Genomic DNA, 26,193 nt, shown 5'->3' with positions numbered 1-26,193 from the left:
CCGCGGAGCAGACCCTGGCTAGGGGTGGCGGGCCTCGATGAGGTGACGGGTCGAGTGCGCGATGAACGGTCCGTCCTCCTGGATGAGGTCGTGGAGGTCGCGAAGCCGGTCGCCGCTGTTCTCCACGGTGAATCCCGGTACCCACCAGATCACCTTGCGCAGGAGATAGACCGCGGCGGCGACGTCGTGGATCTCGATGCGCAGGCGCGCGGTGCGCAGGTCGACGATCTCGAGCCCGGCAGCCTCCGCGGCGGCGGCTTCGTCATCCTGGTGGCGTCCGCGGCGTGCCTCGGGCTGCGGGCCCAGGAAGAACTCGATCAGCTCGAACGCGCTCGCCGGGCCCACGTGCTGCGCGAAGTAGGTGCCGCCGTGCGTCAGCACCCGAGCGATCTCCGACCACCAGATCGTCGCGGGGTGCCTGCTGGTCACCAGGTCGAAGGCCTCGTCGGCGAAGGGCAGTGGAGGCTCGTCGGGATCGGCCACGACCACCACGCCGCGGGGGTGCAGCAGCTGCGTCGCGCGACGCACGTTCGGGGGCCACGACTCGGTCGCCACGGCCGCTGGCGGGAAAGACGCCGCTTCAGCGAGCACCTCGCCGCCCCCGGTCTGGATGTCCAGCGAGGCCGAGGCCGCGCCGAGACGGTCGGAAAGCAGGCGGGCATAGCCCCAGGGTGGGCGCTCCTCCGTCGCTCGGCCGTCCAGCCAGGCGAAGTCCCACCCGGTGACGTCAGCGGTGTTTCCGGCCTCGATCAGTGCCTCGAAGGAATCCGTCATATGTCGATTCTTCCAGCCCGTCTACTACGGGTGAGATGCCCCGGCCCGCCTTCCGTTCCTCGCGCCCCTGCGGTCTACTGGACGCGAATCGACCGATGGGTGGGAAGGAAGATCGACATGTATCGAAGCAACGGAAACTACGAGGCGTTCGCGCGGCCCCGCAAACCCGAGGGGGCGGACGAGAAGACCGTGTGGCTCGTCGGTGGCGGGCTCGCCGCGATGGCGGCGGCGATCTTCATGATCCGCGACGGCCAGATCGCCGGCGAGCGGATCACGATCCTCGAGGAGCTGGGTCTTCCCGGCGGAGCGCTCGACGGCATCAAGTATCCGGAGAAGGGATTCGTGATCCGCGGCGGGCGCGAGCTCGAGGACCACATGGAGTGTCTGTGGGATCTGTTCCGCTCGGTGCCGTCGCTCGAGATCGACGGCGCCAGCGTGCTCGACGAGTTCTACTGGCTGAACAAGGACGACCCGAACTCGTCCCTGTGCCGCGTGACGGAGAAGCAGGGGCAGGACGCCCACACGAACAAGTTGTTCACGCTCTCCGAGAAGGCGCAGAAGGACATCATCGATGTGATCCTCGCCACGCGGGAGCAGATGGAGGGCAAGCGCATCGATGAGGTGTTCGGCGACGAGTTCCTCGCGAGCAACTTCTGGCTCTACTGGCGCACGATGTTCGCCTTCGAGGAGTGGCACTCGGCCCTGGAGATGAAGCTGTACCTGCACCGCTTCATGCATCACATCGGAGGGCTCCCCGACCTGTCGGCGCTCAAGTTCACGAAGTACAACCAATACGAATCGCTCGTGCTGCCCATGCGGAAGTACCTCGACGACCACGGGGTGCGGTTCCGCTTCCATCACACCGTCACCGACGTGCATTTCGACATCACGGAGGGGCGCAAGCAGGCGACGCGCATCGACTGGATCGCCGACGGCGAGCCCGGTGGCGTCGACCTCGGACCGGACGACCTGTGCCTCATGACGATCGGGTCGCTGACGGAGAACTCCGACAACGGCGACCAGAACACCGCACCCCGGCTCCTCGACGGCCCCGCCCCCGCGTGGGACTTCTGGAAGAAGGTCGCCGCGAAGTCTCCGGAGTTCGGGCGTCCCGAGGTGTTCTGCAACGACATCGACAAGACGAAGTGGGAGTCGGCGACCGTCACCACGATCGACGAGCGCATCCCCGCGTACATCGAGAAGATCGCACAGCGCGACCCCTTCTCGGGGAAGGTCGTCACCGGTGGCATCGTCACGGCGAAGGACTCGTCGTGGCTGATGAGCTGGACCGTGAACCGGCAACCGCATTTCAAGTCGCAGAAGCCCAACGAGATCGTGGTGTGGGTGTACGGACTGTTCGTCGAGACGCCGGGCGACTTCGTCAAGAAGCCGATGCAGGATTGCACGGGTGAGGAGATCGCCCAGGAGTGGTTGTATCACCTCGGTGTCCCCGTTGCTGACATCCCCGAGCTCGCTGCCTCCGCCGCAAAGACGGTGCCGGTGATGATGCCGTACGTCACGTCGTTCTTCCTGCCGCGCAAGGCCGGCGACCGCCCACAGGTGGTGCCGGACGGCAGTGTGAACTTCGCCTTCCTCGGTCAGTTCGCCGAGACCACCCGCGACACCATCTTCACGACCGAGTACTCGGTGCGCACGGCGATGGAGGCCACGTACCAACTGCTCGACATCGAGCGTGGGGTGCCGGAGGTGTTCAACTCCACCTACGACATCCGCTATCTGCTGAAGGCGACTGCGCGGTTGCGCGATGGCGAGGCCGTGCACATCCCCGGGCCGAACTTCGTGAAGGGCAAGCTTCTCGACAAGCTCGACAACACCCAGATGGGCGAGCTTCTCACCGACTTCGGTCTGATCCCGGCGCACGGAAGCACGACCAGGCGCGAGCGAGCGGACGACGCCATCGAGTGATCGCCTGCGGGGGAGTGGGGACGCGGCCTCGCTCCCCCGCAGCGGCGTCGCCTACTGAGTACCGAACGCGACCGTAAGGTGCAGCTCGTGCTCCGCGGCATGGTGCTGCGGGTCGAGCTCGCCGGTGTCGATCTGCGCCCAAGCGATCGCGCCCGTGAAGGTGTTCCCGCGAGCGGTGTAGTCGGGGCTGACCGGGGAGCCGGTATCGACTCCGACGTCGAGGGTCTCATCCGCCGAGAACCGACCCGGCTCCGTGCGCTCGACCCGTCCGGAGCCGACGGCCTCGCCGTCGACGAACAGCGTCACGGTGCCGCCCTTCGCGAGCCCTCCGCCGTCGTAGTCGAACTCGAAGCGCACGAGGTGGTCGCCCGGCGCGAGGGGACTCTCCGCGCGCACGATGTTGTGATCGATGCCGAAGAAGTTGTAGCAGTACGAGAGGGCGCCCTCGTGTGCATACAGTGCCCAGCCGCCCGCCAGTCCGCCCTGGGCGATGACGACACCGTCAGCGCCAGCTTCGGGAACTGTGATCTGCGCGGTGACCGCGTGCGACCGGTTCTTGATGTTGAGCACCGACTCCTCCGTGAGACGGGTCATTCGTCCGCGTAGGCGCTGCGTGGTTCCGTCGACGAGCTTCGGCCGGCCTGCGAGGTCGGGGTTGGCGCGCTCGGCGAACCGGTCGTCGAGCGGCAGCACGTTGTATTTGACGGCCTCGATGAGCCACAGCCGCTGCAGTTCGTGCAGGCGTTCGGGATGCTCGGCGGCGAGGTTGTTCGCCTGGCTCCAGTCGACGGTCGTGTCGTACAGCTCCCACACGTCGTCGTCGAACGCGGCGAGCTTCTCCTCGCCGGTCTCCCACGGGGTGCGGTGCTTCGTGACCGCGGTCCATCCGTTGTGATAGATCCCGCGGTTGCCGACCATCTCGAAGTACTGGGTGGTGTGGCGCTCGTCGGCGTCGCCGTCGTCGAACGTATAGGCGAGACTGACGCCCTCGTAGGGCTTCTGCGTGACGCCGTGCACGGCCGTCGGCTCGGGGATGCCCGCCGCTTCGAGGATCGTGGGGGCGATGTCGATCACGTGGTGGAACTGGTTGCGCACCTCGCCGCTCGCCTTGATCGCGGCGGGCCAGCGCACGATGGTGCCGTTGCGGGTCCCGCCGAAGTGGGATGCGACCTGCTTGGTCCACTGGAAAGGCGTGTTCATCGCGTGCGCCCAGCCGACCGCGTAATGGTTGTACGAGGCCGGGGTGCCGAGCTCATCGATGCTCGCGGCGAGACGTTCCGGCGTCTCGAGGGCGCCGAAGCCGTTGAGGGTGATCATCTCGTTGAGAGTGCCCTGCAGCGTTCCCTCCGCGGAGGCTCCGTTGTCGCCGATGATCGCGATCACGAGGGTCTCGTCGAGGATCCCGAGATCTTCCAGCGAGTCGAGGATGCGGCCGATGTGGTGGTCGGTCTGCTCCATGTATCCGGCATAGACCTCCATCTGTCGAGCGAGCACGGGCTTCATCGCCTCGTCGACGTCCTCCCAGGCGGCGATGCCCTCGGGGCGTGCGGTGAGCACGGTGTCCGCGGCGACGACTCCCCGTTCCTTCTGGCGGGCGAGGGTCTGCTCGCGGACCGCGTCCCATCCCTCGTCGAAATGTCCGGCGTAGCGGTCGGACCACTCGGCAGGCACATGGTGCGGCGCGTGTGTCCCGCCGGGTGCGTAGTAGAGGAAAAACGGCTTGTCCGGCGTCAGGGATTTCTGTCGCTCGATGTACGCGATCGCGTGGTCGGCCAGGTCCTCGTTCAGCGTGTAGCCCTCCTCCGGCGTCCGGCTCGGCTCGACCGGGTTCACGTTCTCATAGAGGGCAGGGTAGTACTGGCTGGTCTCGCCGCCGAGGAAACCGAAGAAGTACTCGAATCCTCCGCCCGGGTGCGGCCAGCGGTCGAACGGACCGACCGGACTCGTCTCCCACACCGGAACCTCATGGCACTTGCCGAACTGCGCGGTGGAATAGCCGTTGAGGCGCAGAGTCTCCGCGACCGGCGCGCAGGTGTTCGGGCGCAGGCTCGTCTGGCCTGGAGCCGACGTCGCGCCCTCGGTGATGCCGCCCATGTTGACCGTGTGGTGGTTGCGACCGGACAGCAGAGCCGCTCTCGTCGGCGAGCACAGCGCCGTCGTGTGGAACCGGGTGTAGCGCAGGCCCTGGCCGGCGATCTTCTCGAGGTTCGGCGTCTCACACGGGCCGCCGAAGACGCTCGAGGAACCGTACCCGGCGTCGTCGATCAGCACGACGAGCACGTTCGGTGCACCGGCGGGCGGGCGTATCTGCTCGATCGGCGGGTGCGAGGCCTCCGGATCCTTGGCGTCGTAGACCGTCAGATGCGGCCGATCGAGATCCGGAACCGGGAGCACGTTCCTGAACACTGAATTTCCGCCAACCGCCATGCTGATCCTCCGCGTCGTCGTCCCACGATCGCCGCCTTCGCGACCATTTCCTTCACGATACGAGCGGAGGCGAACGGTCCTCGGCCCCGCGGTTCGGAATCACCCTGGCGACTTTGGCGGTGTCGCGGCGCGAACTTCGGGTGAGGGCGAGCCGCACACATGAAACGGTGGGCGACGCGCACAATGGGGGGACGATGACGACCGCCTTCTCTCGCTCCGTGTCCGTGGTGATCCCGGTGCGGAACGACGCCCGCCTGCTGGAAGTGTGTCTGAGCGCGCTCGCTCGGCAGTCCCGGCGGGCCGATGAGATCGTCATCGTCGACAACGGCAGCAGCGATGACACGGTCGGCGTGGTTGAGAGGTTCGGCGCCCGGATCGTGAGCGAACCGATTCCGGGGATCCCCCGGGCGTCTTCGGCCGGCTACGACGCGGCGACCGGAGACATCATCGCCCGCCTCGACGCCGACTCCCGCCCGGGTCCGGACTGGGTGGAGCGGATCGAACGCACATTCCGCGATCGCCCCGACGTCGACTTCGTCACGGGCGAACCGCGCTTCTACGGCTCGACCCCGTTGGTGCATTGGATGGGGGAGCACCTCTACATCGGCGGCATGTACGCGTCGATGACTCCCGTCCTCGGACATGCGCCCCTCTACGGATCGAACATGGCCATGCGCGCCACCGTCTGGCGGATGCTGAGCGCCGAGGTGCACCGAGAGCAGACGAACATCCATGACGACTTCGACCTGTCGTTCCATGTGCGCCCGGGGATGACCGTGCTGCGCGATCGAGGCCTCGTGGTCGAGGTGTCGGCGCGGCCGTTCCAGGACTGGGCGTCGCTCCGACGGCGGCTGAGCTACGTGGTGCCCACCGTCCGGCTGCACCTGTCGGAAGAGCCCCTGCATCGGCGGCGGCAGGCACGGCGAGAGGCCGACCGGTCCGCGGTCGGCCGGTGACGCCGGCGGGGGATCAGCGGCGAGCCTGGGCGTAGAGAGCGAGCAGGTCGGCGGTCAGCTGATGCGGGGTGGTCTCGCTCGGGCTGTGTCCCGTCGGATATGCCCGGAACGCGGCGTCGATCTCGCGGGCATACCGTTCGTGCGCGGTGAGCGGCCACAGGTCGTGCGAGCCCGCGACGACGAGCTTGGGCATCGGCAGGGCCCGCACCCGGCTCCGCAGATCGGGCGAGACCATCATCAGGCCGACGATCTCGTCGACGCTGCGCCTGCTCGTCAGCGCGAACCGTGACCGGACGAACTCGAGTCGTCGCGGCGGCACCCGGTTCTTGTTCGTCACGATCCCCCAGATCATGAGGCCGGCTCCGCGGCGCGGGCTCGCGATCGGGGCGAGGGGGCCGAGCCACTTCATGCTCGCGAACACGTTTCCGGAACCCGGGGGAGTGGTGAGCAGGGCGAGGGAGAGGACGAGGTCGGAGCGGCGGACGGCCACGAGCTGCGCGACCGTGCCGGCGAACGAGTACCCGAGCAGATGAGCCGGAGCTCCCGCCTCGAGGAAGGCGATGAGATCGCCGGTGAACAGCTCATAGGTGTAGGCGGAGTTCGCGCCGGCAGCGTGCGACTCGTACTGCCCGGCGAGGTCGAACGACTGCGCGAAGTACCCCGCCTCGGCCAGCAGCGGAAGCATCAGAGCGAAGTCCTCCTTGGAACCGGTGGCACCCGGTACCAGGACCACGCGCGGATGCGTGGGATCGCCCAGTGAGATCACGGACAGCTCGCCGCTCGGGGCGCGGAACCACGATCTCTTCGATCCGGCCGGAGGCACGGTCCAGTCCACGTCTCCGATGGCTGCGTCGAGGGAGGCCGGGGCGCCGGGCGCCCGTCCGCTCCTGGAATCAGTCGACACGCTGACACGGTACCGCCCGCCTCCCCCGAGGAGAAGCAAGAGGCGAGCACATACGCCTTTAGTTGCGCTTTGGCAACTAAAGGCGTATGGTTGACCTCGATCAACTTTCTACGCAGGAGCGTTACCCCGTGACACATACCCCATCCGCACCCCCCGAGACGACCCGTTCGGCTCGCGAGGTCTTCACCGCGATCTCCGGGCTCGTCGTCGGCATGTTCGTCGCCGTGCTCTCGGGCACCGTGGTGTCGACCTCGATGCCGGTCATCATCGCCGACCTCGGCGGCACCCAGTCCCAGTACACCTGGGTCATCACCGCGAGCCTTCTGGCCACCGCCGTCTCCACCCCGATCTGGGGAAAGCTCGCCGACCTCGTCGACCGCAAGGTGCTCGTCCAGATCTCCCTCATCCTCTTCACGGTCGGCACCGTGATCGCCGGTTTCTCGACCGACACGAACATGCTCATCGCGGTCCGCGTGATCCAGGGCATCGGCGTCGGCGGCCTGATGTCGCTGGTCATGATCGCCGTGGCCCTCATCATCTCCCCGCGTGAGCGCGGCAAGTACATGGGCGTCGTCGGCGGCATCATGGCCCTCGGCACCATCGGCGGCCCGCTGCTCGGCGGACTCCTCACCGACGTATGGGGCTGGCGCTCCAACTTCTTCGTCGGCGTGCCCTTCGCGATCCTCGCCCTGGTGCTGCTGCAGTTCACCCTGCACCTGCCGAAGCCCCAGCGCGACACCAAGGTGTCGATCGACTACTTCGGCATCGTGCTCCTGGCTGTCGGTGTCTCGACCCTCCTGATCTGGGTATCGATGGGCGGCAACCAGTTCGACTGGGACTCCTCGACGAGCATCATGCTGATCGTCACCGCCGCCGTCGCGATCGCCGCGTTCATCACGGTCGAGTTCTTCGTCAAGGAACCGATCGTCCCGATGTCGCTGTTCCGCAACCGCACCTTCACGCTGTCGGTGATCGCCTCGATCGCCATCGGCGTCTCGATGTTCGCCACGTCGGTGTTCCTCGCGCAGTACTTCCAGCTCGCCCGTGGCGCCACGCCCACCGAGTCGGGCCTCATGACCATCCCGATGATCATCGGGCAGATGGGCGCGTCGATCATCATCGGCCAGCTCGTGAGCCGCTTCGGCAAGTGGAAGGGCTGGATGCTGACCGGGTCGGTGCTCGCGACCGTGGGCGTCAGCCTGATGGCCACGCTCCGCTACGACACCCCGTTCCCGCTCGTGGCCGTCTACATGTTCGTGCTCGGTGCCGGCCTCGGCATGGTCATGCAGAACCTGACCCTCATCGTGCAGAACGACACGGCTCCGCAGCAGTTGGGTGCGGCCTCGTCGAACGTGAACTTCTTCCGCACGATCGCCGGCACCATCGGCGTCACCGTGATGGGATCGCTGCTCTCCACGAGCGTGGCGAACTACATCACCGACGCGCTCGACGGCTTCGTGCCGTCGACGCCCGCCGAGGTCGACGCGCTCAAGCACCTCGCCTCGGGTGATGTGCCGAAGGTCGGACAGCTGCCCGACACGATCCGTGCGATCGTCGAGGGGGCCTACGGGCACGGCATCGCCGATGCGTTCATCATCGCGATCCCGCTCGCGGTGATCGCCATCATCGCGATCGCGTTCATCAGGAACAAGCCGTTGTCGACCAAGAACGCCGCCGAGCAGATGCTCGAGCAGGCCGAGGAGTCGGTGATCGAGGTCTCCGAGGCCGAGGTCGGCGCGTCGCTGTCCACCGGAGCCATCCGGATCGAGGGTGCGGAGTCGGCGTCGACCACGACCGGATCGGTGCGCGTCCTCGAGCGCGAAGACGGTGCCCGCGATGACCGTGATCGCGAAGACCGGGACGGGGAGCGCTGAGGTCATGGCCTCGGGAGCGGTCGTGGCGTCGGATGTCGACAGCGCGCTCGGTGACCTGCAGGCGCACCTGAACCTCATCTTCGCGAGGACCCGGTCGCTGTGGAAGGAATCCGCGGCCAGGGTGCATCCGGAGCTGCAGGTGGCCGGCTACAAGCTGCTCACCTTCATCGACAGGGCGGGAACCGCGAACGCGCATGAGATCGCCGAACGCTTCGAGATGGACAAGTCGGTCATCAGCCGTCAGGTGCGCATGCTCGAGGAGCTGGAGCTGCTGGAGTCCCGGCCGGATGAGCGCGACGGTCGGCTGCGAGTGCTGAGCGTGACCGCTTCGGCCTGCGGTGCGCTCGCCGAGGTCCGCCGCGACTACGGCACCCGACTTCAGGCCGTGATCGATGAGCTGACTCCCGAAGAGATCCGAGCGGCATCCAAGGCCTTCCGGCTGCTCGCCGAGGTCTGATCCGAAGCCCCGCTGTCACGATCGACAGCGGGGCTTCGCCGTACACTGGCGAGCATGAGCGCCTCCTCCGACGCCCCTGCCGATGACGCTGCCGACGACTCCTCCGAGATCCCCGGCGAAACCCGTGCATCCGGTTCTGCGACGGATCTGCTCGGAGACGCCGAACTCGACCAGGCCGTCACCAGGGTCGAGCAGGAACTGGGTCGGCTCTTCGCGCGGATCCGCATCGGCTGGCGTGAGGCCGCAGCCACCGTGCACCCCGATCTGCAGCCCCTCGGCTATCAGGTGCTGACCTCCATCGCGACCGGCAAGGCGACCTCGGCCGGTGCGATCATCGAACGGCTGCAGACCGACAAGTCGGCGGTGAGTCGTCAGGTGCGACAGCTCGAACAGCTGGGGCTCGTCGAGAGCGTGCCGGACCCGGAAGACCGCAGGGCCCGTGTGCTCGTGGCGACGGAACTGGCGCAGGAGCGCGTGGCGCTCGCCCGCTCGCGCTACGAGGGGCGCATCGGCGAGCGACTGCGCAACTGGACCGCGGCCGACCTCGACCACTTCGCCGATCTGCTCGCCGGCCTCGGCGGCTGAGGGAAGCACCGGCGGGGAATACGGCGATCCGCTCGCGCCTTACCTCCCACTGTGACTCTCTACGAACCGGCCGTCTTCGGCGCCCTGCAGCTGTCCAACCGCGTCGTCATGGCGCCTCTCACCCGCACCCGCGCGGATGACGACGGCGTCCCGACGGCCACGATGCAGGACTACTACCGGCAGCGCGCGGGGCAGGGGCTCATCATCTCCGAGGGCACGTGGCCGGCGGCCGAGGGCAAGTCTTATCCCGGGCAGCCGGGCATCGTGACGTCGGCGCAGATCGAGGCGTGGAAGCCGATCACCGCAGCCGTCCATGACGCGGGGGGAACGATCGTGATGCAGCTCATGCACGGCGGCCGTGTGGGGCACCCCGCCATCTCCGGCGAGGCGCGGGTCGTCGCCCCCAGTGCGCTCGCCGCGCCCGGACAGACGCGCACGCCCGAGGGCAAGGCCGATCTGCCGGTGGCTCATGCGCTCACTCTCGACGAGATCCCCGAGGTCGTCGAGCAGTTCGCGCAGGCTGCCCGCAACGCGATCGCCGCCGGTTTCGACGGCGTCGAGGTGCACGGCGCGAACGGCTATCTCGTGCACGAGTTCCTCTCGCCGGTGTCGAACATCCGCGAGGACTCGTACGGCGGGTCGCCCGAGAACCGTGCCCGCTTCGCGATCGAGGTCAGCGCGGCCGTCTCCGCTGCGATCGGGGCCGACCGCACCGGCATCCGCCTCTCTCCGCAGCACAACATCCAGGGTGTGTTGGAAGAGGACGACGCCGATGTCCGTGCGACGTACACCGCCGTCGCCGAAGGGCTCGCACCGCTCGGGCTCGCCTTCATCGATGTGCTCAACGCCGACCCCGCCGGAGAGCTCGTGCAGCACATCCGTCGCACGGCGGGTGCGCCTCTGATCGTCAACACCGGATTCGCTCTCGACACGACCAAGCAGGACGCCGAGTCGCTCGTGGCCGATGGGTGGGCGGATGCGGTCGCCGCCGGCCGTCCCGTGATCGCCAACCCCGACCTGGTCGAGCGCTGGATGCAGGGGGCGGAGCTCAACGATCCGCGTCCCGAGCTGTTCTACGGTCGGACCGCCGAGGGGTACAGCGACTACCCGTCGCTGGAGTCGGTGCGCGCCGGAGTCTGAGGCGGCGTCCAGAAGCGCGTGACGGCGAGGTGGACCAAGGGCAGAGCGTCCCGCGGGATCACGGCGGTGCACACGACATGCTCGTCGACGCGGAATCCGACGCTGTAGACGAACGGGTCGGTGTCGATCTGCAGGGCCGCGTGGTCCTCTCCGTCGACGTCGAGCGAGGCGTGCGCCACCGCCGTGGTCCTGGTTTCCCACGCGTCGTCGGTGTCGAGGCTCGGGTCGGGCGAGAGTCCGAGTTCCTCGCGGAATCGGTTGCGCAGGATGTGGTTGGTGTGGGCGACGAGCTGGTCGGCGAGGGAGCTCCTCTCGCGCGTCGGGGAAGCGTGCCAGGTGGTGCGGACAGCCTCCCAGAGCATGGGGTACCGGAACGTCCTCACCTGCTCGATCAGCCACGCGGGGCGCTCCCATGCGGGCTCGTCTTCGAGGGAACGCCTCGTCGCCTCGTCGAGCTCGACCTCGTTTCGCGGATCGTCGTGGTCGTCGGGATATCTCCACAGGGTGTAGCTGAACGACGTCGAAATCTCTTCGCGACCGGCCGAACCGGACATCTCCGTGAAGCCGGCCATCGGAAGGCGCGTGAGCGTGCGCTGCGGCTTCAGCTCGAACACCGGGAAGGGAAGGCTCCGCAACCGCGCGTCGGACTCGATGCTCGGGTCGGGGGCATCCGTCGGGACCACTCCGCTGTACTCCATCGGTACAGTGTGCCTCGATCGCACCCGGATCACAGCACGATGTCGCCCGCGGAGTCGAGAGTCCGCCATCCGGTCTCCCGTGCGCCCGGGCGCACGAGCACGTCGGCCTCGACCAGTGCGCCGAGATCGATCCCGGTCAGGGCGGCGATGTCGGCGATCGGCACCTGGAATGTGCGGAAGGCGCCGAGCGGAGGGGCGGCGAGCGTCTCGTTCCCCGTGTCGACGAGTTCGGACTGATCGAGCACGAACCCCGCGGCGGCGAGGCCGTCGGGCCCGTGCCAGGCGGCGATCTTCCAGAAGCGGAGCGGCACCCGGATTCCGCGGTAGGGCGGGTCGCTCTCGGCGAGCACCGGGGAGGTGAACACCGAAACGCGCTGATCGGTGGTCTCGGCGTAGGCGAGCACATGGTCTTCGAGGCCGAGCCAGAGCTCCTTCGACTGGTTGAATCCGGCGGCCTGCGGTGCGGCGTTGGGGTAGAAGAAGGTCGCCTCGCTCGCGGCACGCGCGGTCTGCGTCGGCCCCCACCCGGGGTCCCGTCGCCGCACGAGGTGACCGCGGTCGAGGTCGTTGCGCGTGTACACCTCGGGACCTGCCTGCTCGTCGGCCGGGAGGCGATCGTCGAGTCGCCAGTCGCCGGTGCGCGGCAGGTTCTGCAACGTGGCTCCGTCGATGTTCACGGCCGTCACCGCCGCGATTCGTCGCTCGGGGTCGAGCAGCACAGTGAACCGGGGGTACGCAAGTACGCGCACCTTCTGGGCAGGGCGAGGGAGGGGGAGTGGCGTTCCGAGGAAGTCCGCGTCGTAGCCGTCGGTCATGCACCCATCGTGCAGGGTGCCGCCGACGTGCGCATCCCCGAGACCGCGCCGGGCGGCGACGATCTTTTGACATAGGTCAAAGAATCGCCTACGGTCGAACCATGGCTCAGGCTCCCGATCGCGAAGACGTCTCGGATGGCATCGTGGGATCGACCGCCGCCGAGATCTCCGAGAGCGTACGCGACCTCGTCGAGCGGGGCGCATATGCTCCGGGCGATCAGCTGCCGTCGGTCCGGTCTCTCGCCGCTCGCCTCGGGGTGAACCGGAACACGGTGCTGGCGGCCTATCGCTCGCTGGTCACCGCGCGCATCGCCGCAACGGGTGGCCGCACCGGAACCACGGTGCTCGGGCCGGCGCAGAACCTCGATGAGGGCTTCACCCCCGGCTCGGTGCTGCATGATCTCGGCAGCGGAAACCCCGATGCCGCCCATCTTCCCGACCTCGCAGCCGCCTTCGCCGCGGTCACGCCGGGCCACGTGCTCTACGGCGAGTCCGTCATCGACGCAGACCTCGCCGAGTGGGCGACCGAGTGGATCGCCGCCGACCACCCGCGTCCGTTCCGCCTGTCGATCACGGCCGGTGCGGTCGATGCCGTCGAGCGCCTCCTGGCCCAGACCCTGGTGCAGGGCGACCGCGTCGGGCTCGAAGACCCGTGCTTCCTCTCCAGCATCCACACCGCCCGTCTCGCCGGGTACCTGCCGGTCGCCATTCCCGTCGATCGTGAGGGAATGACGGTCGCGGGTCTGCGAGCGGCGCTCGAGAGCGGCGCCCGTGCGATCGTCTGCACGCCGCGTGCCCACAACCCGACCGGTGTCGGCACCAGCGACGCACGGGCGCGCGAGCTCCGCGAGGTCCTCGCCGATCATCCGCATGTGCTGGTCATCGAAGACGATCACTTCTCGCTTCTCGCGCCCACGCCGTACGCGAGCATCATCTCGCCGACGCAGCAGCGCTGGGCATTGGTGCGGTCGGTGTCGAAGTTCCTCGGGCCCGACATGCGCCTTGCGGTGACGGCATCAGATCCGGTGACCGCCCAGCGACTGGCGCTGCGCCTGAGCCCCGGCACCATGTGGGTGAGCCACGTGATGCAGCGCCTCGCCGCCGCGATGCTGCGCGATGGCGACACCCAGCAGCTGATCGTCGAGGCGGGCGAGCACTATGCGCGGCGCAACCGTGTCTTCGTGTCGATGCTCGTCGATCGGGGGATGCCGGCGCAGGCGGACAGCGGCCTCAACGTGTGGGTCGATGTCCGTGGCGATGCGACGGAGGTCAGTCGGCGCCTCGCTTCGCGCGGATGGCTCGTGCGCCCCGGTTCCGAGTTCGCGCTCGATCCTGGCAGCTCGCAGGGCTCCACTCATCTTCGTCTGACCGTGCACACCCTCGACGACGCGGAGCTGCAGCGCCTCGTCGACGACCTCGTCGCTGTCGCCGGCGGTTCGAGCCCATCCGGGGCGGAGGCATGACCGCGTCCCGGCCGGGGAGGGCCGACCATCGGATCGGACGCTCCTCGCGGTTGGAAGGCGTCCTGTACGACCTGCGCGGACCGGTGGCCGAGCGTGCGGCCGAACTGGAGAGGCGGGGAGAGTCCATCCTCCGTCTCAACATCGGCAACCCGGCCCCGTTCGGTTTCGAGGCTCCGCCGGCCATCGTCGAGGCGCTCCGGTCGGCTCTGCCTCATGCGCACGGGTACTCCGAATCCGCGGGGCTCCCGGAGACCCGCGAGGCGATCGCTGCGCACTACGCGCTGCGCCCCGGCTTCCCCGCTCTGGGGCTCGACGACATCACCGTGGGCAACGGCGTCTCGGAACTCGTGGGGCTGACGCTGCAGGCACTGCTCGAGCCCGGCGACGAGGTGCTCATCCCGAGCCCTGACTACCCCCTGTGGACCGCATCGACGGTGCTGGCCGGAGGGCGGGCCGTGCACTATCCGTGCGTCGAGGTCGAAGGGTGGAGCCCCGATCTGGCGGCGATGGAGGCGTCGATCGGTCCGCGAACCGCCGCCATCGTCGTGATCAACCCGAACAATCCGACCGGTGCGGTCTACGCACGCACGGTTCTCGAGCAGATCGCCGACCTCGCACGACGTCATGGCCTCCTGCTGCTCTCCGACGAGATCTACGACCGGGTCGTCTTTCCCGGATTCGAGCACGTGTCGATGGCGCAGGTCGCGCCCGACCTTCCGTGCGTCACCTTCGCCGGGCTCTCCAAGACGCACAGAGTCGCGGGATACCGCGCCGCATGGATGACGACGACGGGGTTCGACCACGACGATCCCTTCCTCTCCGGGGTGCGGCTGCTCGCCTCGATGCGCATGTGCGCGTCCGTGCCTGCCCAGCACGCGATCACCGCGGCGTTGACGCAGGACGAGTCCCTCGGTGCGCTGGTGGCTCCCGACGGTCGGCTCACGCGGCAACGGGACGCGGCGCTCGAGGCGCTCGACGCCATTCCGGGGGTCGACACGCAGCCGGCGGGCGGGGGCCTCTATCTCTTCCCGCGCCTGGATCCAGAGGTGCACGGCATCGAAGACGACGAGCAGCTGGTGCTCGACTTCCTCGACGCCGAGAGGATCCTTCTCGTGCACGGCAGGGCTTTCAACCTGCAGACCCCCGACCACCTCCGGATCGCTTTCCTGCCGGAAGCCGACGTGCTCACCGACGCGCTCCGCCGTCTCGGAACGTTCCTGAACGGGTACTCCCCGCCGGGGCGCTGAGCGCATCCGACCCGGTGGAGTGACCGAGTGGCCAGGTCGCGGTCCGCAAGACCGTGTACGCAGGTTCGATTCCTGCCTCCACCTCAACCGGGCTCACACGAGCCACCGCCGACGAAGGGCTTCCGTGATGGATAGCGCATTCATTCCCGCCGCCAAGCCGATCATCGGCGATGACGAGGTCGCCGCCGTCGAACGCGTGCTCCGCAGCGGCATGCTCGCCCAGGGGCCCGAGGTCGCAGCCTTCGAGGCGGAGTTCTCCGCGCAGTTCCTCGACGGACGCACGGCGGTCGCCGTCAACTCCGGCACGAGCGGTCAGCTGCTCGGGCTCATCGCCGCGGGCGTGGGGCCGGGGGACGAGGTGATCGTCCCCTCCTTCACATTCGCGGCCGTCGCCAACTCGGTCGTCCTCGCCGGTGCGACTCCGGTCTTCGCCGACATCGAGCCGGCGCACTTCACGCTCGACCCCGAACGGGTGCGAGCGGCGATCACCCCGAGAACGAAGGGGATCATGCCCGTGCACCTCTACGGTCACCCCTTCCTCGTCGATGACATCGAGGGGCTGGCTGCCGAGCACGGTCTCGCGATCTACGAGGATGCCGCGCAGGCGCATGGAGCCGCGTGGCGAGGGCGCCCCGCAGGAACCATCGGCGCGTTCGGGATGTTCAGTCTCTACCCGACCAAGAACATGACCGCCATCGAGGGCGGCATCGTCTCGTGTGCGCGGGAGGATCTCGCCAGGGCGGTGCGACTGCTGCGCAACCAGGGGATGGAGACGCAGTACGCGAACGAGATCGTCGGATACAACAACCGCATGAGCGAGGTGCATGCGGCGGTCGGTCGTGTGCAATTGGGCAAGGTGGGGGAGTGGACGAGGCAGCGCCAGCGCAACGCCGCACTGCTGGATGCCGAGCTCGCCGGCCTCGACGGCCTCACCGTTCCGCCGGTCGCTCCCGAAGCAGAGCACGTCTATCACCAGTACACCGTGCGCATCGCGGACGGCGAGCGGGATCGTGTGCGCGATGCCCTTCGGGACGAGCACGGAGTCGGCGCAGGCGTCTACTACCCGATCCCGAACCATCGGCTGCCGTCCCTGCAAAGGTTCGCTCCCGAAGCGGAGCTGCCGGAGACCGAGCGGGCGGCGCAAGAAGTGCTCTCCATCCCGGTTCATCCCTCGCTCTCGCCCGCAGATCTCGAACGAGTGATCGACGGGCTCGGAGCGGTGCTCGCGGCCGGTCGCTGAGCGCTGACGTCACACGGGGCCCGTCAGGGGTCTACCGTCACGCGGCCAACGTCAGCCAGGTCCGCGGTGAGTGTCCGATGCGCTGGGTGAACACCCGCGAGAACGCAGAGGAACTGGCGTAACCCAGCTCCGCCGCCACGGCGCTGACGGACATGCCCGCGCGAAGCTGCTCTTGCGCGATCGTGAGCCGCCACTCGGTCAGGTAGTCGCCGGGAGAGCGCCCGAGCACCTCCTTGAACCGTGCCGCGAACGCGCTCCGCGACATGTTGGCGGTGCGGGCCAGGGACTCCAGAGTCCAGGGTTCTCCCGGAGCTTCGTGCACCGCGACGAGCGCGGGGGCGAGTCGTTCGTCGGCGAGGCCGGGGATGAGTCCGGGAGGGAGGTCGAGCCGCTCCGCGTGATCGAGCATCCACCGCAGCAGCTGGATGAGCACGACCTCGAACATGCGATCAGCCACGAGGGGGCGACCGCAGCGAACGTTGTCGACCTCGGAGAACATCAGGTCGAGTGCGGGGCTGAGCGTTTCGACCTCGTCGAGCGGCAGGACGATCGACGATGGCAGCGTGCGCACCAGGGGGTGCGTGGCGCCGCCGTCGAAGTCGAGCGTCGCGCAGGCGAAGTCGGATTCATCGGTCGGTGCGTTGAGGAAGGAGTGGTCGATCGGGCGGGGGAAGAACAGCAGGCTCGGTCGGGTGATGACCTCGCGTTCGGTGCCGCCGTCCGCGCGGCGGTGGGTCACCTCCATCTCGCCGCGACGCAGCACGTGGAGGAACCCGTGCCCACCGCTCGCCGGAAACACCGTCGTCCCGCAGAGGGGGCCGTTGTGGAAGAGGCGTGTACGCACGCGGAATCGCTCGAGGAGCGGGGAGAGGCGGTCGAGAGGCGGCATGAGTCCAGTCTTGTGGACGATCTGTCATGAAAGCAAGACTCTTTGGTGCGTATCGTCCGAGATTCCTCGAAAGACTGGAGGAGTCCGCAACCGCGGCTCACCCTCTCATCGAAGGAGCATCCCGTGCCCAACGTCCCTCTCATCGACCGCGACGACGCCACCGGAGACGTCAAGGAGCAACTCGACCAGATCGCCGGAGCCTTCGGGGCGGTACCGGCCATGTTCCGTGCTGTCGCCAACTCTCCGGCCGCTCTCACGAGCATGTGGGGCGCGTTCGGCGCCTTCGGCGGAGGCTCGCTCGGGCCGGAGCTCGGCGAGCAGATCGCCGTCGCGGTCGCCGATCGCAACTCGTGCCTGTACTGCCTCGCGGCGCACACCGCTCTCGGCAAGAAGGCCGGCCTCAGCCGCGAGACCCTCACTGCGGCGCAGAGCGGCGAGTCCGACGACCCGCAGACGGCAGCCCTGCTCGCTTTCGCGCTGAAGCTCGTCGAGGAGCGCGGCCAGGTGTCGTCTGCTGATGTCGACGCGGTGCGCGCACAGGGCTGGACCGACGAGCAGATCGTCGAGACGATCGCGCAGGTCGCGCTGAACCTGTTCACGAACTACGTGAACATCGCACTGGATGTCCCGATCGACTTCCCGAGCGTGGCACTGCGTCGCGCGAGCTGATCACGTCGCAGACGAAGGGGCCGGGTCCAGTGGACCCGGCCCCTTCGGCGTCGGTGCTGCCGGACGACGGTCGGTGCTGTCAGGCGGTCGGTGCGGCTAGGCGGTCGGCGCTGTCAGGCGCGGGAGCGGATCGTTCGACGGCGTTCAGCCACGATGTGATCGCGGTTCGGGCCGCACTCTCGAGTTTCGGTCCGTAGGTTCTGGCGTCCTCCCGGATGATGCGCGGGTCGATGCCGTTGTGATGCAGCTCGTGCGCGTGCCCGATCAGCCAGCGTCCGATGGTGCGGTGGTCGGCTTCGAGGTGGAACTGCAGGGCGAGCACGGTATCCGTGCTGAAGGCCTGATTCGGGAACTCGGGAGTGGATGCCAGATGGCGGGCCCCTGTGGGAATCGTGAATGCGTCTCCGTGCCAGTGCAGCACCGGCAGCCCGTCGAGCCCACGCAGCGGCGAGTCGAGGCCCTCCATCGTGAGGTCGAGGGGCATGTAGCCGATCTCGACCGCACCGGTCGGGCGCACCTCGGCGCCCATGCCTTCGGCGATCAGCTGTGCGCCGAGACAGATCCCCAGCAGAGGCCTCCCCGATCGGAGCCGATGCGCGACCGCCTCCTTCGAGGCGTGCAGCAGCGGGTAGCCGTCGGTGTCATTCGCGCCGATCGGTCCACCCAGCACGATCAGCAGATCGGCATCATCCACGCGCTCGATGTCGATGGCCTCGATGCCGAGGTCGACGTACTGCACGTGATACCCGCGTTCGTGGAGGAGTGGTTCGATGATCCCCAGATCTTCGAAATGCACGTGCCGGAACGCGAGTGCGGTGCGCGCCTGCGAGGCGGAGTTCGTCATGCGGACATCCTTTCTGCGACGTGTTCGGCGAGCTCGGTGAGACGGTGCGAGTACCCCCACTCGTCGTCGTACCAGGTGGAGATCTTCACCTGCGACCCGATCACCCGGATCAGCCCGGCATCGAGGATCGACGAATGCGGGTCGATGACGGTGTCGGCGATGGCGATCTCGTCGTCGGCGCAGCGCAGGATTCCTTTCAGCGGACCTTCGGCGGCCGTCTCGTAGGCCGCCCTGACCTCGTCGACCGTCACCGGGCGGGAGGCGGTGACCGTGAGGTGCGTGATCGAGCCGCTGATCGCGGCGACGCGAAGGGCGAAGCTGTCGAGGCGACCGTCGAGCTCGGGGAGCACGCGTCCGATGGCCAGCGCTGCCCCCGAGCCGCCGGCCGTGATCTTGCCGCTCTTTCCGCGTGGGGACCGCGGATCGGAATGGGGGATGTCCTGCAGGAGGACGTCGGTCGAGTCGGCGTGAATCGTCGTCATCAGACCCGCATCGATACCGAAGGCCTCGTGGAAGACCTTCGCCACGGGCGCGAGACAGTTCGTCGTGCAGGAGGCGCTCGAGATGACGTGGTGCCGGGCCGGGTCGTAGGCGTGCTCGTTGACGCCGCGCATGAACGTGCCGTCGTCGCCCGCGGTGGGAACCATCATGATCACCTTCGTGGCTCCCGCGATCAGATGCTTCCTCGCGTCGTCGGACCGGGTCTCGGTGCCCGTCGATTCGATCACGATGTCGACCCCGAGCTCGGCCCACGGAAGCCGCCGGGGATCGCGTTCCGAGAACATGCGGATCGCGTGGCCGTTGAGGAACAGGTGATCGTCGTCGAATCGCACACCGCGGGTCGCGGGGCCGCTGCGGCCGTCTCCCCTGAGCAGCTCGGCGAGAGCGCGAGGGCCGCGCGGGTCGTTCACAGCCACGAGCTCGAGCCCGGATCGTCGGGTGAGCAGCAGACGGAGCTGGTTGCGACCTATTCGGCCCAGTCCGTTGACGGCGATTCTCGTTGGCATGGTGCCCCCTCTATGGCGCGGTCCCCCCGTGCCGGTGATAGTTTTGGCCTATGCCAAAATTATCACACGCGCGAAACGGAGATTCCTGGGAGTTCGCGGGAGCCGGATTGCTCTTCGACTGCGACGGCGTCCTGGTGGATTCCGTCGCAGCGGCCGCACCCGCCTGGGAGTCGTGGGCGCGTCGGCACGCCCCGTCGTTCGACTTCGTGAGGGATGCGCCGCATGGCATGAGGCCGCGTGACGTCGTCGCGGATCTGGTCGGCCCGGATGCCTCGGACGCCGCGACCGCAGAGCTGATCGCCCTCGAGGTCGAGGCGGCCGTGCATACGAGGGAGATCCCCGGTGCTGCACGCCTGGTGCGGTCGCTGCCGCGCGACGCCTGGGCGGTCGTGACGAGCAGCAACCGCACCGTGGCGTTGGCCCGGCTGCGCAGCTCCGACGTGCCGACCCCTCCGACCCTGGTCGCGGCGGAGGACGTGACCCGCGGAAAGCCGGAACCCGACCCGTATCTCCTCGGTGCGTACCGGCTGGCGCGTGTCGCCGAGGACTGCATCGTGTTCGAGGACTCCGTCCCGGGAATCCGCTCGGCCCGCGCGGCGGGTGCCGGATTCGTGGTCGGGGTCGGCGCGGGGTCCGCGGACGGCGACCCCGACGTGGTCGTCGCCGACCTCGGCGGCGTGCGATGGCGGGAGGGCGTCCTCGTGGTCGATGGATCGGGTGGCGTCGGCTGACGATACCGGCCGGGCATCAGCCGAGCGTCGTCAGGGCCCGGTCGATCACGTCCATCGCGATGTCGATCTGATCATCGGTGGTCGTGAGGGTCGGCAGGAAGCGGATGACGTTCGAGTCGCTGCCTGCCGTCAACAGCAGGATGCCGTGCTGCGCGGCGAAGGCCGCGATCGCCGATGCCGCACCGGCTGCCGGGTGCGAGGTCTCGGGGTCGGTGAGCTCGAACGCGTACATCGCGCCGATCCCGCGTACGTCTCCGATCGACGGGTGGCGTGAGGCGAGGGCGGTGAGGTGGTGCCGCAGGCGTACGCCGATGCGCAGCGCCTCCGTGAAGAAGTCGCCGTGATCGAGTTCGTCGAAGACCGACAATGCGGCGGCGATGGACACCGGATTGCCGCCGAAGGTGCCCCCGAGCCCACCGGGGTCGGGGGCATCCATGATCTCGGCACGACCGGTGACGCCCGCGAGGGGGAGGCCTGCCGCGATGCCCTTCGCCGTGAGCACGAGGTCGGGGACGAGACCGAAGTGCTCACTGGCGAACCAGGAGCCCGTGCGACCGAGCCCCGTCTGGATCTCGTCGGCGATGAACACACCACGCCGTTTCGCGTGCACCATTCCTGCAGCGCGGGGAGATAGCCGTCAGCGGGAACCACGAATCCACCCTCGCCCTGGATGGGCTCCGCGATCAGGGCGGCGAGGTCGATGGTGCCGATGCGCTGCTCCAGGTGGGTGATCGTCCGCTGTGCCGCCTGCGCGCCCGTGAGTCCGTCGCGGTACGGGTACGAGTTGGGCACGCGGTGGATGTCGGAGGCGAAGGGTCCGAACCCGGTGCCGTACGCGGCCTTGTGGTTCATCGCGAGAGTGAGGTTGGTGCGCCCGTGGAAGGCGTGGTCGAGGGCGGCGACCGCGCGGCGGCCCGTGTGCCGACGCGCGATCTTGACCGCGTTCTCGACGGCTTCCGCGCCGGAGTTCACGAAGACCGAGCGCTTCTCATGACTGCCCGGTGTCTTCTCGGCGAGGCGCTCCGCCAGCCGGACGTACCCCTCATAGGGGGTCACGGTGAAGAGCGTGTGCGTCACCTGATCGAGCTGCGCGGCAGCGGCGGCGATCGCTGCGGGATTGCCGTGCCCGATCGTGGTGACGCCGATGCCGCTGCCCAGGTCGAGGAAGCGGTTGCCGTCGACATCGGTGAGCCACGGGCCCTCGGCGTGCGCGATGTACACCGGCAGCACGCTGCCGACGCCCCGGGCGACCGTTCTCATGCGACGCTCGTGGATCTCCCGGCTGCGCGGTCCGGGGACTTCGGTCAGGAGGGCGGGGGCGGCGGAGGCATCGGGGAGAACGAGAGGCGAGGGCATGGCGGCTCCTTGGGTGAGCGGTGCCGAGCGAAGGACCTCGCCCGGTCGAATCGGCCTAAGACTATGTTAGTGTTTGACCTATGTCAAAAATGGAGACACCGGTCGGCTCTGACGACCGCTATCCGACGGCGTTCACCACCGAGGACTTCCGACACAACCTCGCGAGCGTGCAATCACGCATCGCCACGGCGGCACAGCGGGCGGGTCGTGCCCCGGAAGATGTGACGCTGCTGCCGGTGAGCAAGACCGTTCCGACCGAGCGCGTCCGGGTCGCGATCCGGTCGGGGATGCGGCTGCTGGGCGAGAACAAGGTGCAGGAGGCGGTGCGCAAGAACGGCGAGACCGCGGACCTCGATGTGTCGTGGTCGATCATCGGACACCTGCAGACCAACAAAGCCAGAGACGTCGCCGCGTTCGCCACGGAGTTCCAGGCTCTCGACCGGCTGCGGGTCGCCGAGGCGCTCGATCGGCGTCTCCAGGCCGCAGGCCGCAGCCTCGACGTGTTCGTGCAGGTGAACACCTCGGCCGAGGATTCGAAGTTCGGCATGCCTCCCGAAGAGCTCCCGGCATTCCTGGAGGCGCTTCCCTCGTACGAGACGCTGCGGGTGCGGGGGCTGATGACCCTCGCCATCCTCACCCCCGACGACGCCCGTGTGCGTGCGTGCTTCTCCCTGCTGCGCACGCTGCGGGATCGGGCCAGAGAAGACGCCCCCGAACTGATCGGCGCGGGCGAGCTGTCGATGGGCATGTCGGGCGACTACGAGATCGCCGTCGAAGAGGGGGCGACCTGTGTGCGCGTCGGGCAGGCGATCTTCGGCGCCCGCGCTCTCCCGGACAGCTACTACTGGCCCGAGGGGTGAACGCTCGTGCCGTGTCGCCGTCCGGGTGATCGGGCTCGCCGTCGCTACGGTCGTCTGCTCGCTGGATCGTGGTCGCGGCCTCAGTCGTCGGTGCGGAATCCCGCCGCCTTGTGGGTGCCGTCGCAGAAGGGTTTGAGAGCCGAGAGGCCGCAGCGGCACAGTGCCACGGTGCGGCGGTGCTGAGCGATCGGCTCGCCGTCGGCCGTGCGCAGATCGATGTCACCGCGGACGAGCAGCGGGCCGTCGGGATACGGCGTGATCGTCGTACGATCGCGGTCGACGCTCACGATGGCATCCGTGCGCGCAGGGAAGAGGCGCCCGCAGACCAGGACTGCAGGATGTGCGTGCCACCCCAGCCATCCATCGTGAGTCCGGCGGCCGCACCGAACATGATGTCGGGCAGCAGCTCCGGGTGATCCTCGGCGAGACTGCCGGCGAGGTCTCGGGCGGCGATCTGCTCGTGCACCGCGTCGGCCTCGACGTGCTCGTCGAAGTACTCGGTCACGTCGGGGGCGAACCCCAGGCGGCGCAGACCGTCGGCGTACAGGCGGCACGGAATCGACGAGGTCATCTCGTAGGCGGCCAGGTGCCCGACGATCGAACCGACCAGGCGGCGATTGAGGCCGAACATCGACATCATGTTGAGCGACGCGAGAATGACGGCGGGCAGGTCGTCGATGTAGGCGCCGTAGGTGGCATCGAGACCGGCGGCGCGCATCGCTCGCGCGAAGAGCGTGGCATGCACGCGATGGGGGCGCCCGCCGCCGTACTCGTCGGACTGGATCTCGACGAGCGCCGCCTTGGCGCGTCCATCCAATCGAGGAATCGCCCAGGAGTGCGGATCCGCCTCGCGCAGTGTGTACGCCGAGCGCTGGATGAGCATCTCCTGCGCCTGAGCCTCGGTGGCCTTCTTCGCGAAGTAGCGCGACAGGCTCGGTCCGGAATCGGCGTCCGCGAGCGCGAAGAGCGCCCGTCCGACGGCATCCACCGTCGGCTCCGGGAGGTCCGGCATCGGTACGCTCGCACGCAGATCGCGCTCGAAGGCCGCTTCGAGCAGGCGTCGGGTCGCGAGGAGCGCCGGATTCCACTCCAGGTCGGGATCCAGCTGGGGGAGCGATCCGTAGGCGGAGGCGTAGAGCACGAACAGGGCGAGCTGGATGTCGTCGTCGCGGGCGACGTCGGTGCTCGCCGTCACAGCCTCCTCGGCGAGGGCGGAGTGGTCACAGGCGTGGTCCGCTCCGGTGAGATGCGCGATCACTGCGCGACTCACCGGTCCTCTGTCGGAGAACACGAGAGATGGGGTGGATGCCGGGGCGGATGTCGGCGCGGATGAGGTCATGTGTCGGGCTTCCAATCGATGCGGACACTCGTATCCTGGGCGCAGGATCGGGATCCGGCCAGGGACTTGACGTGCGCTCATCCGTGGGTCACTCGCGGGGGTCGGTTCGCGGCACAGCCCACGGGCGCAGCACTAGGCTGACGTCGATGACGCCGCCGACCTCCTGGTCCCACTACGCCTCTCCGCGCCACGCGATGCGGCGGTTCCTGATCTCGTGCCATGGTGCCGGCGAGCAGGCGGGTCTGCAGCCGCCGTTCCGTCGACGGGCGCTCCCGACCCGCGGTCTCGTGTACATCTCCGAGGGGCGCGGCGCCTACGAGGAGTACGAACCGCGCAGCCTGCAGACGCCGGTCGAGGGGCCGGCGGTGATCTGGCTCGCCCCCGGTGTGCTCCACGGATACGGTTCCGACGCCCGGGGATGGTCCGAGCACTGGGTGCTTTTCGAGGGCGAGCCCTTCGCGGCATTCGAGGCGAGCGGACTGGGAGGTCGTCATCGGCCGGTGCAGAAGCTTCTCCGGCCGGTCGAACACGCGGACGCGATCTTCCGCGAGCTGCGCGAGGCCGCCGCGGCCGTGGGACCGCGCGCGGAGCTCGCAGCATCGGTCGCGACACAACGGCTCCTGCTCGCCATCCTCGATTCCTCCGATCCGGGGGAGGGAGCGACCGACGGTGCGACCGTCGTCGATCTCGTCACCCGCGGTGCGACCCGGACGCTCCCGGTCGCCGCCCGTGCCGACGCCGTCGGGCTCACCGCGCGCGAGCTGCAAGACGCCGTGCGGGCCGCGACCGGGCTCACGGTGAACGACTTCGTGATCGAGGTGCGCATCGCGCGGGCGCAGTCGCTTTTGGCGGAGACCCGTCTCGATGTCGGGCAGATCGCCGCGCAGGTCGGCTACGACGACGCGGCCTACTTCTCACGTCTCTTCCGACGGCGCACTGGAACTGCGCCGTCGGTGTTCCGGCAACAGCAGGCCCGAACACCGGTTGACGGAATTCGTCCAAGCGATGCGTGGGGGGCGGCGGATAGTCCAATGATCTGACGGCAAAGTCCATGGACGGAAGTCCAAACGTCGTCGACGCTGGATCCATGCTCACCTCCAACGGATACACCCTCGACGACTCGCCGTCGCGTCTGGGGTGGCTGCAGCCCGTGCCCGACGCGATCCGCACCGACAAGGATGCGCTGTGGAGTCGGCTGCGTCGCGACGGCTATCTGTTCCTGCCGCAGCAGCTCGATCCGCAGCTGGTCGCCTCGTTCCGCGAGTACTACTTCACGGCGATGGCGGACACCGGGATCCTGGTGTCCGGTTCCGATCTCGCGGTCGGCATCGGCGCACAGGGGACGATCGACAGGGCCAAGATCCGCTCCGCCCTGTTCGACGACATCGTTCCGGGGGAGCGGTACGCGGCGCTGACCGGACACCCTGACATCCGCGGATGGTTCGAATGGTTCCTCGGCGACGACGTACACCTGCATCGGCGCAAGATCATCCGCCACATCCGTCCCGGTGAGTCGGGGATCGGCACCGCCACGCAGGCGCACTATGACCTCGTCTATCTGCGCGAGGGGAGCGAGCGTGTGCTCTCGATGTGGATCCCTCTGGGGGACTGCCCCGTCGAGCAGGGTGGTCTCACCTACCTCGAAGGCAGCCACCACTGGGCGCTCGCCGACGAACGGGAGCGCGGTGAACGGCCCCCGGCCGCATCGATCACCGCCGACCTCCCTGCTCTCGCGGATGCGCACGACGCCCGGTGGCTGGTCGCCGACTATCGCGCCGGTGACGTGATGGTCCATTCCTCGTATGTGGTGCACGCCAGCACCGACAACGTCGATCCGCAGGGTCGCATCCGCCTCTCCACCGACATCCGCTATCAGAGGGCACGTGAGCCCATCGACTGGCGCTGGCAGGAGCACTGGCACGAGGACGACGGCCTCTGAGTCGGAGGGCCGGCGATCCTGTCCCGCTGGGGCGCCGCCGAGGTGTCGAGCAG

General features: G+C 68.4%; 24 protein-coding genes, 1 tRNA gene and 1 pseudogene. 15 read left to right on the top strand and 11 right to left on the bottom strand.

All coding sequences use genetic code 11. From position 1 onward, the window contains the following. Window positions 1-18: 18 nt before the first annotated feature. Window positions 19-774: a class I SAM-dependent methyltransferase gene (locus ACIQLD_RS08860; RefSeq protein ID WP_402607428.1), complete on the bottom strand. Its 756-nt coding sequence runs from the start codon at window positions 772-774 to the stop codon at window positions 19-21. Window positions 775-891: 117 nt separating this feature from the next. On the opposite strand from ACIQLD_RS08860, the gene ACIQLD_RS08855 reads away from it, so the two are divergent. Beyond that, window positions 892-2,700 (top strand): oleate hydratase, encoded by a 1,809-nt coding sequence (locus ACIQLD_RS08855; RefSeq protein ID WP_402607425.1) that lies wholly within the window; start codon window positions 892-894, stop codon window positions 2,698-2,700. 51 nt (window positions 2,701-2,751) lie between these two features. Here ACIQLD_RS08855 and ACIQLD_RS08850 read toward each other — a convergent pair whose 3' ends face one another. Continuing rightward, window positions 2,752-5,127 (bottom strand): arylsulfatase, encoded by a 2,376-nt coding sequence (locus ACIQLD_RS08850; protein WP_402607423.1) that lies wholly within the window; start codon window positions 5,125-5,127, stop codon window positions 2,752-2,754. Window positions 5,128-5,321: 194 nt separating this feature from the next. On the opposite strand from ACIQLD_RS08850, the gene ACIQLD_RS08845 reads away from it, so the two are divergent. Continuing rightward, a complete protein-coding gene (locus ACIQLD_RS08845; protein WP_402607420.1) occupies window positions 5,322-6,083 on the top strand; it encodes a glycosyltransferase family 2 protein in 762 nt (253 codons plus the stop codon). A gap of 13 nt (window positions 6,084-6,096) precedes the next feature. On the opposite strand, the gene ACIQLD_RS08840 is transcribed toward ACIQLD_RS08845, so the two are convergent. Further along, window positions 6,097-6,987: an alpha/beta fold hydrolase gene (locus ACIQLD_RS08840; protein WP_402607417.1), complete on the bottom strand. Its 891-nt coding sequence runs from the start codon at window positions 6,985-6,987 to the stop codon at window positions 6,097-6,099. A gap of 128 nt (window positions 6,988-7,115) precedes the next feature. Between ACIQLD_RS08840 and ACIQLD_RS08835 the strand changes: the two genes are divergently transcribed. Genes ACIQLD_RS08835 through ACIQLD_RS08820 form a run of 4 tightly spaced genes read left to right on the top strand, consistent with a single transcriptional unit; the run spans window position 7,116 to window position 11,043 of the window. Further along, a complete protein-coding gene (locus tag ACIQLD_RS08835) occupies window positions 7,116-8,861 on the top strand; it encodes an MDR family MFS transporter (RefSeq protein WP_402607414.1) in 1,746 nt (581 codons plus the stop codon). Beyond that, complete coding sequence (locus ACIQLD_RS08830; RefSeq protein ID WP_402607411.1) at window positions 8,824-9,318, top strand: MarR family winged helix-turn-helix transcriptional regulator; 495 nt, start codon at window positions 8,824-8,826, stop codon at window positions 9,316-9,318. Before ACIQLD_RS08835 ends, ACIQLD_RS08830 begins: the two co-directional genes overlap by 38 nt. Window positions 9,319-9,372: 54 nt before the next feature. Continuing rightward, complete coding sequence (locus tag ACIQLD_RS08825; protein ID WP_402607409.1) at window positions 9,373-9,903, top strand: MarR family winged helix-turn-helix transcriptional regulator; 531 nt, start codon at window positions 9,373-9,375, stop codon at window positions 9,901-9,903. Window positions 9,904-9,954: 51 nt separating this feature from the next. Further along, window positions 9,955-11,043, top strand: coding sequence for an alkene reductase (locus ACIQLD_RS08820; protein ID WP_402607407.1), 1,089 nt, complete (start codon window positions 9,955-9,957; stop codon window positions 11,041-11,043). Here ACIQLD_RS08820 and ACIQLD_RS08815 read toward each other — a convergent pair. Both ACIQLD_RS08815 and ACIQLD_RS08810 read right to left on the bottom strand, forming a co-directional pair. Continuing rightward, complete coding sequence (locus ACIQLD_RS08815) at window positions 11,007-11,741, bottom strand: hypothetical protein (protein ID WP_402607405.1); 735 nt, start codon at window positions 11,739-11,741, stop codon at window positions 11,007-11,009. The genes ACIQLD_RS08820 and ACIQLD_RS08815 overlap by 37 nt on opposite strands. Window positions 11,742-11,770: 29 nt before the next feature. Continuing rightward, entirely contained in the window at window positions 11,771-12,556 is a 786-nt protein-coding gene (locus tag ACIQLD_RS08810) for a DNA/RNA non-specific endonuclease (protein WP_402607402.1), read from the bottom strand. 101 nt (window positions 12,557-12,657) lie between these two features. On the opposite strand from ACIQLD_RS08810, the gene ACIQLD_RS08805 reads away from it, so the two are divergent. From ACIQLD_RS08805 to ACIQLD_RS08790, 4 genes are all read left to right on the top strand, one after another. Further along, complete coding sequence (locus ACIQLD_RS08805; RefSeq protein WP_402607399.1) at window positions 12,658-14,019, top strand: aminotransferase class I/II-fold pyridoxal phosphate-dependent enzyme; 1,362 nt, start codon at window positions 12,658-12,660, stop codon at window positions 14,017-14,019. Then, window positions 14,016-15,266 carry a pyridoxal phosphate-dependent aminotransferase gene (locus tag ACIQLD_RS08800; protein WP_402607397.1) on the top strand — a complete coding sequence of 417 codons (1,251 nt, stop codon included), beginning with the start codon at window positions 14,016-14,018 and terminating at the stop codon, window positions 15,264-15,266. The genes ACIQLD_RS08805 and ACIQLD_RS08800 overlap by 4 nt, the downstream gene beginning before the upstream one ends. Before the next feature lie 13 nt (window positions 15,267-15,279). Next, window positions 15,280-15,350: transfer RNA gene (locus ACIQLD_RS08795), tRNA-Cys, on the top strand. Between the two features lie 43 nt (window positions 15,351-15,393). Next, the gene (locus ACIQLD_RS08790) at window positions 15,394-16,506 is read left to right on the top strand and encodes a DegT/DnrJ/EryC1/StrS family aminotransferase (protein ID WP_402607395.1); all 1,113 of its coding nucleotides are present in this window, start codon (window positions 15,394-15,396) and stop codon (window positions 16,504-16,506) included. 37 nt (window positions 16,507-16,543) lie between these two features. Here ACIQLD_RS08790 and ACIQLD_RS08785 read toward each other — a convergent pair whose 3' ends face one another. Further along, on the bottom strand, window positions 16,544-17,395 hold the full coding sequence (locus tag ACIQLD_RS08785; protein ID WP_402607393.1) for an AraC family transcriptional regulator: 852 nt from the start codon (window positions 17,393-17,395) through the stop codon (window positions 16,544-16,546). A 123-nt stretch (window positions 17,396-17,518) separates the two neighbouring features. Here ACIQLD_RS08785 and ACIQLD_RS08780 point away from each other — a divergent pair, with 123 nt between their 5' ends. Continuing rightward, window positions 17,519-18,064 (top strand): carboxymuconolactone decarboxylase family protein, encoded by a 546-nt coding sequence (locus tag ACIQLD_RS08780; RefSeq protein WP_402607391.1) that lies wholly within the window; start codon window positions 17,519-17,521, stop codon window positions 18,062-18,064. A 79-nt stretch (window positions 18,065-18,143) separates the two neighbouring features. On the opposite strand, the gene ACIQLD_RS08775 is transcribed toward ACIQLD_RS08780, so the two are convergent. Together ACIQLD_RS08775 and ACIQLD_RS08770 are read right to left on the bottom strand one after the other, a co-directional pair. Next, entirely contained in the window at window positions 18,144-18,908 is a 765-nt protein-coding gene (locus ACIQLD_RS08775; protein ID WP_402607388.1) for a glutamine amidotransferase, read from the bottom strand. Continuing rightward, complete coding sequence (locus ACIQLD_RS08770) at window positions 18,905-19,915, bottom strand: type I glyceraldehyde-3-phosphate dehydrogenase (protein WP_402607386.1); 1,011 nt, start codon at window positions 19,913-19,915, stop codon at window positions 18,905-18,907. The genes ACIQLD_RS08775 and ACIQLD_RS08770 overlap by 4 nt, the downstream gene beginning before the upstream one ends. 50 nt (window positions 19,916-19,965) lie before the next feature. On the opposite strand from ACIQLD_RS08770, the gene ACIQLD_RS08765 reads away from it, so the two are divergent. Next, the gene (locus ACIQLD_RS08765) at window positions 19,966-20,646 is read left to right on the top strand and encodes an HAD-IA family hydrolase (RefSeq protein WP_402607383.1); all 681 of its coding nucleotides are present in this window, start codon (window positions 19,966-19,968) and stop codon (window positions 20,644-20,646) included. A 16-nt stretch (window positions 20,647-20,662) separates the two neighbouring features. On the opposite strand, the pseudogene gabT reads toward ACIQLD_RS08765, so the two are convergent. After that, window positions 20,663-22,002 (bottom strand): annotated as a pseudogene (gene gabT / locus ACIQLD_RS08760) (4-aminobutyrate--2-oxoglutarate transaminase). 80 nt (window positions 22,003-22,082) lie between these two features. On the opposite strand from gabT, the gene ACIQLD_RS08755 reads away from it, so the two are divergent. Continuing rightward, window positions 22,083-22,862, top strand: coding sequence for a YggS family pyridoxal phosphate-dependent enzyme (locus ACIQLD_RS08755; protein WP_402607381.1), 780 nt, complete (start codon window positions 22,083-22,085; stop codon window positions 22,860-22,862). A gap of 80 nt (window positions 22,863-22,942) precedes the next feature. On the opposite strand, the gene ACIQLD_RS08750 is transcribed toward ACIQLD_RS08755, so the two are convergent. Beyond that, window positions 22,943-23,149, bottom strand: a complete 207-nt coding sequence (locus ACIQLD_RS08750) for a CDGSH iron-sulfur domain-containing protein (protein ID WP_402607379.1) — start codon at window positions 23,147-23,149, stop codon at window positions 22,943-22,945. Continuing rightward, a complete protein-coding gene (locus ACIQLD_RS08745) occupies window positions 23,146-24,201 on the bottom strand; it encodes an iron-containing redox enzyme family protein (RefSeq protein WP_402607377.1) in 1,056 nt (351 codons plus the stop codon). The genes ACIQLD_RS08750 and ACIQLD_RS08745 overlap by 4 nt, the downstream gene beginning before the upstream one ends. Before the next feature lie 146 nt (window positions 24,202-24,347). On the opposite strand from ACIQLD_RS08745, the gene ACIQLD_RS08740 reads away from it, so the two are divergent. Continuing rightward, window positions 24,348-25,241: a helix-turn-helix domain-containing protein gene (locus ACIQLD_RS08740; RefSeq protein WP_402607375.1), complete on the top strand. Its 894-nt coding sequence runs from the start codon at window positions 24,348-24,350 to the stop codon at window positions 25,239-25,241. 47 nt (window positions 25,242-25,288) lie between these two features. After that, window positions 25,289-26,140 carry a phytanoyl-CoA dioxygenase family protein gene (locus ACIQLD_RS08735; RefSeq protein ID WP_402607372.1) on the top strand — a complete coding sequence of 284 codons (852 nt, stop codon included), beginning with the start codon at window positions 25,289-25,291 and terminating at the stop codon, window positions 26,138-26,140. Window positions 26,141-26,193: the final 53 nt, after the last annotated feature.

The organism is Microbacterium sp. NPDC091662 (genome assembly GCF_044756705.1).
Taxonomy (GTDB): Bacteria; Actinomycetota; Actinomycetes; order Actinomycetales; family Microbacteriaceae; genus Microbacterium.
Note: the sequence above shows the minus strand (reverse complement) of the source record. Positions and strands in the feature narration are given on the sequence as shown.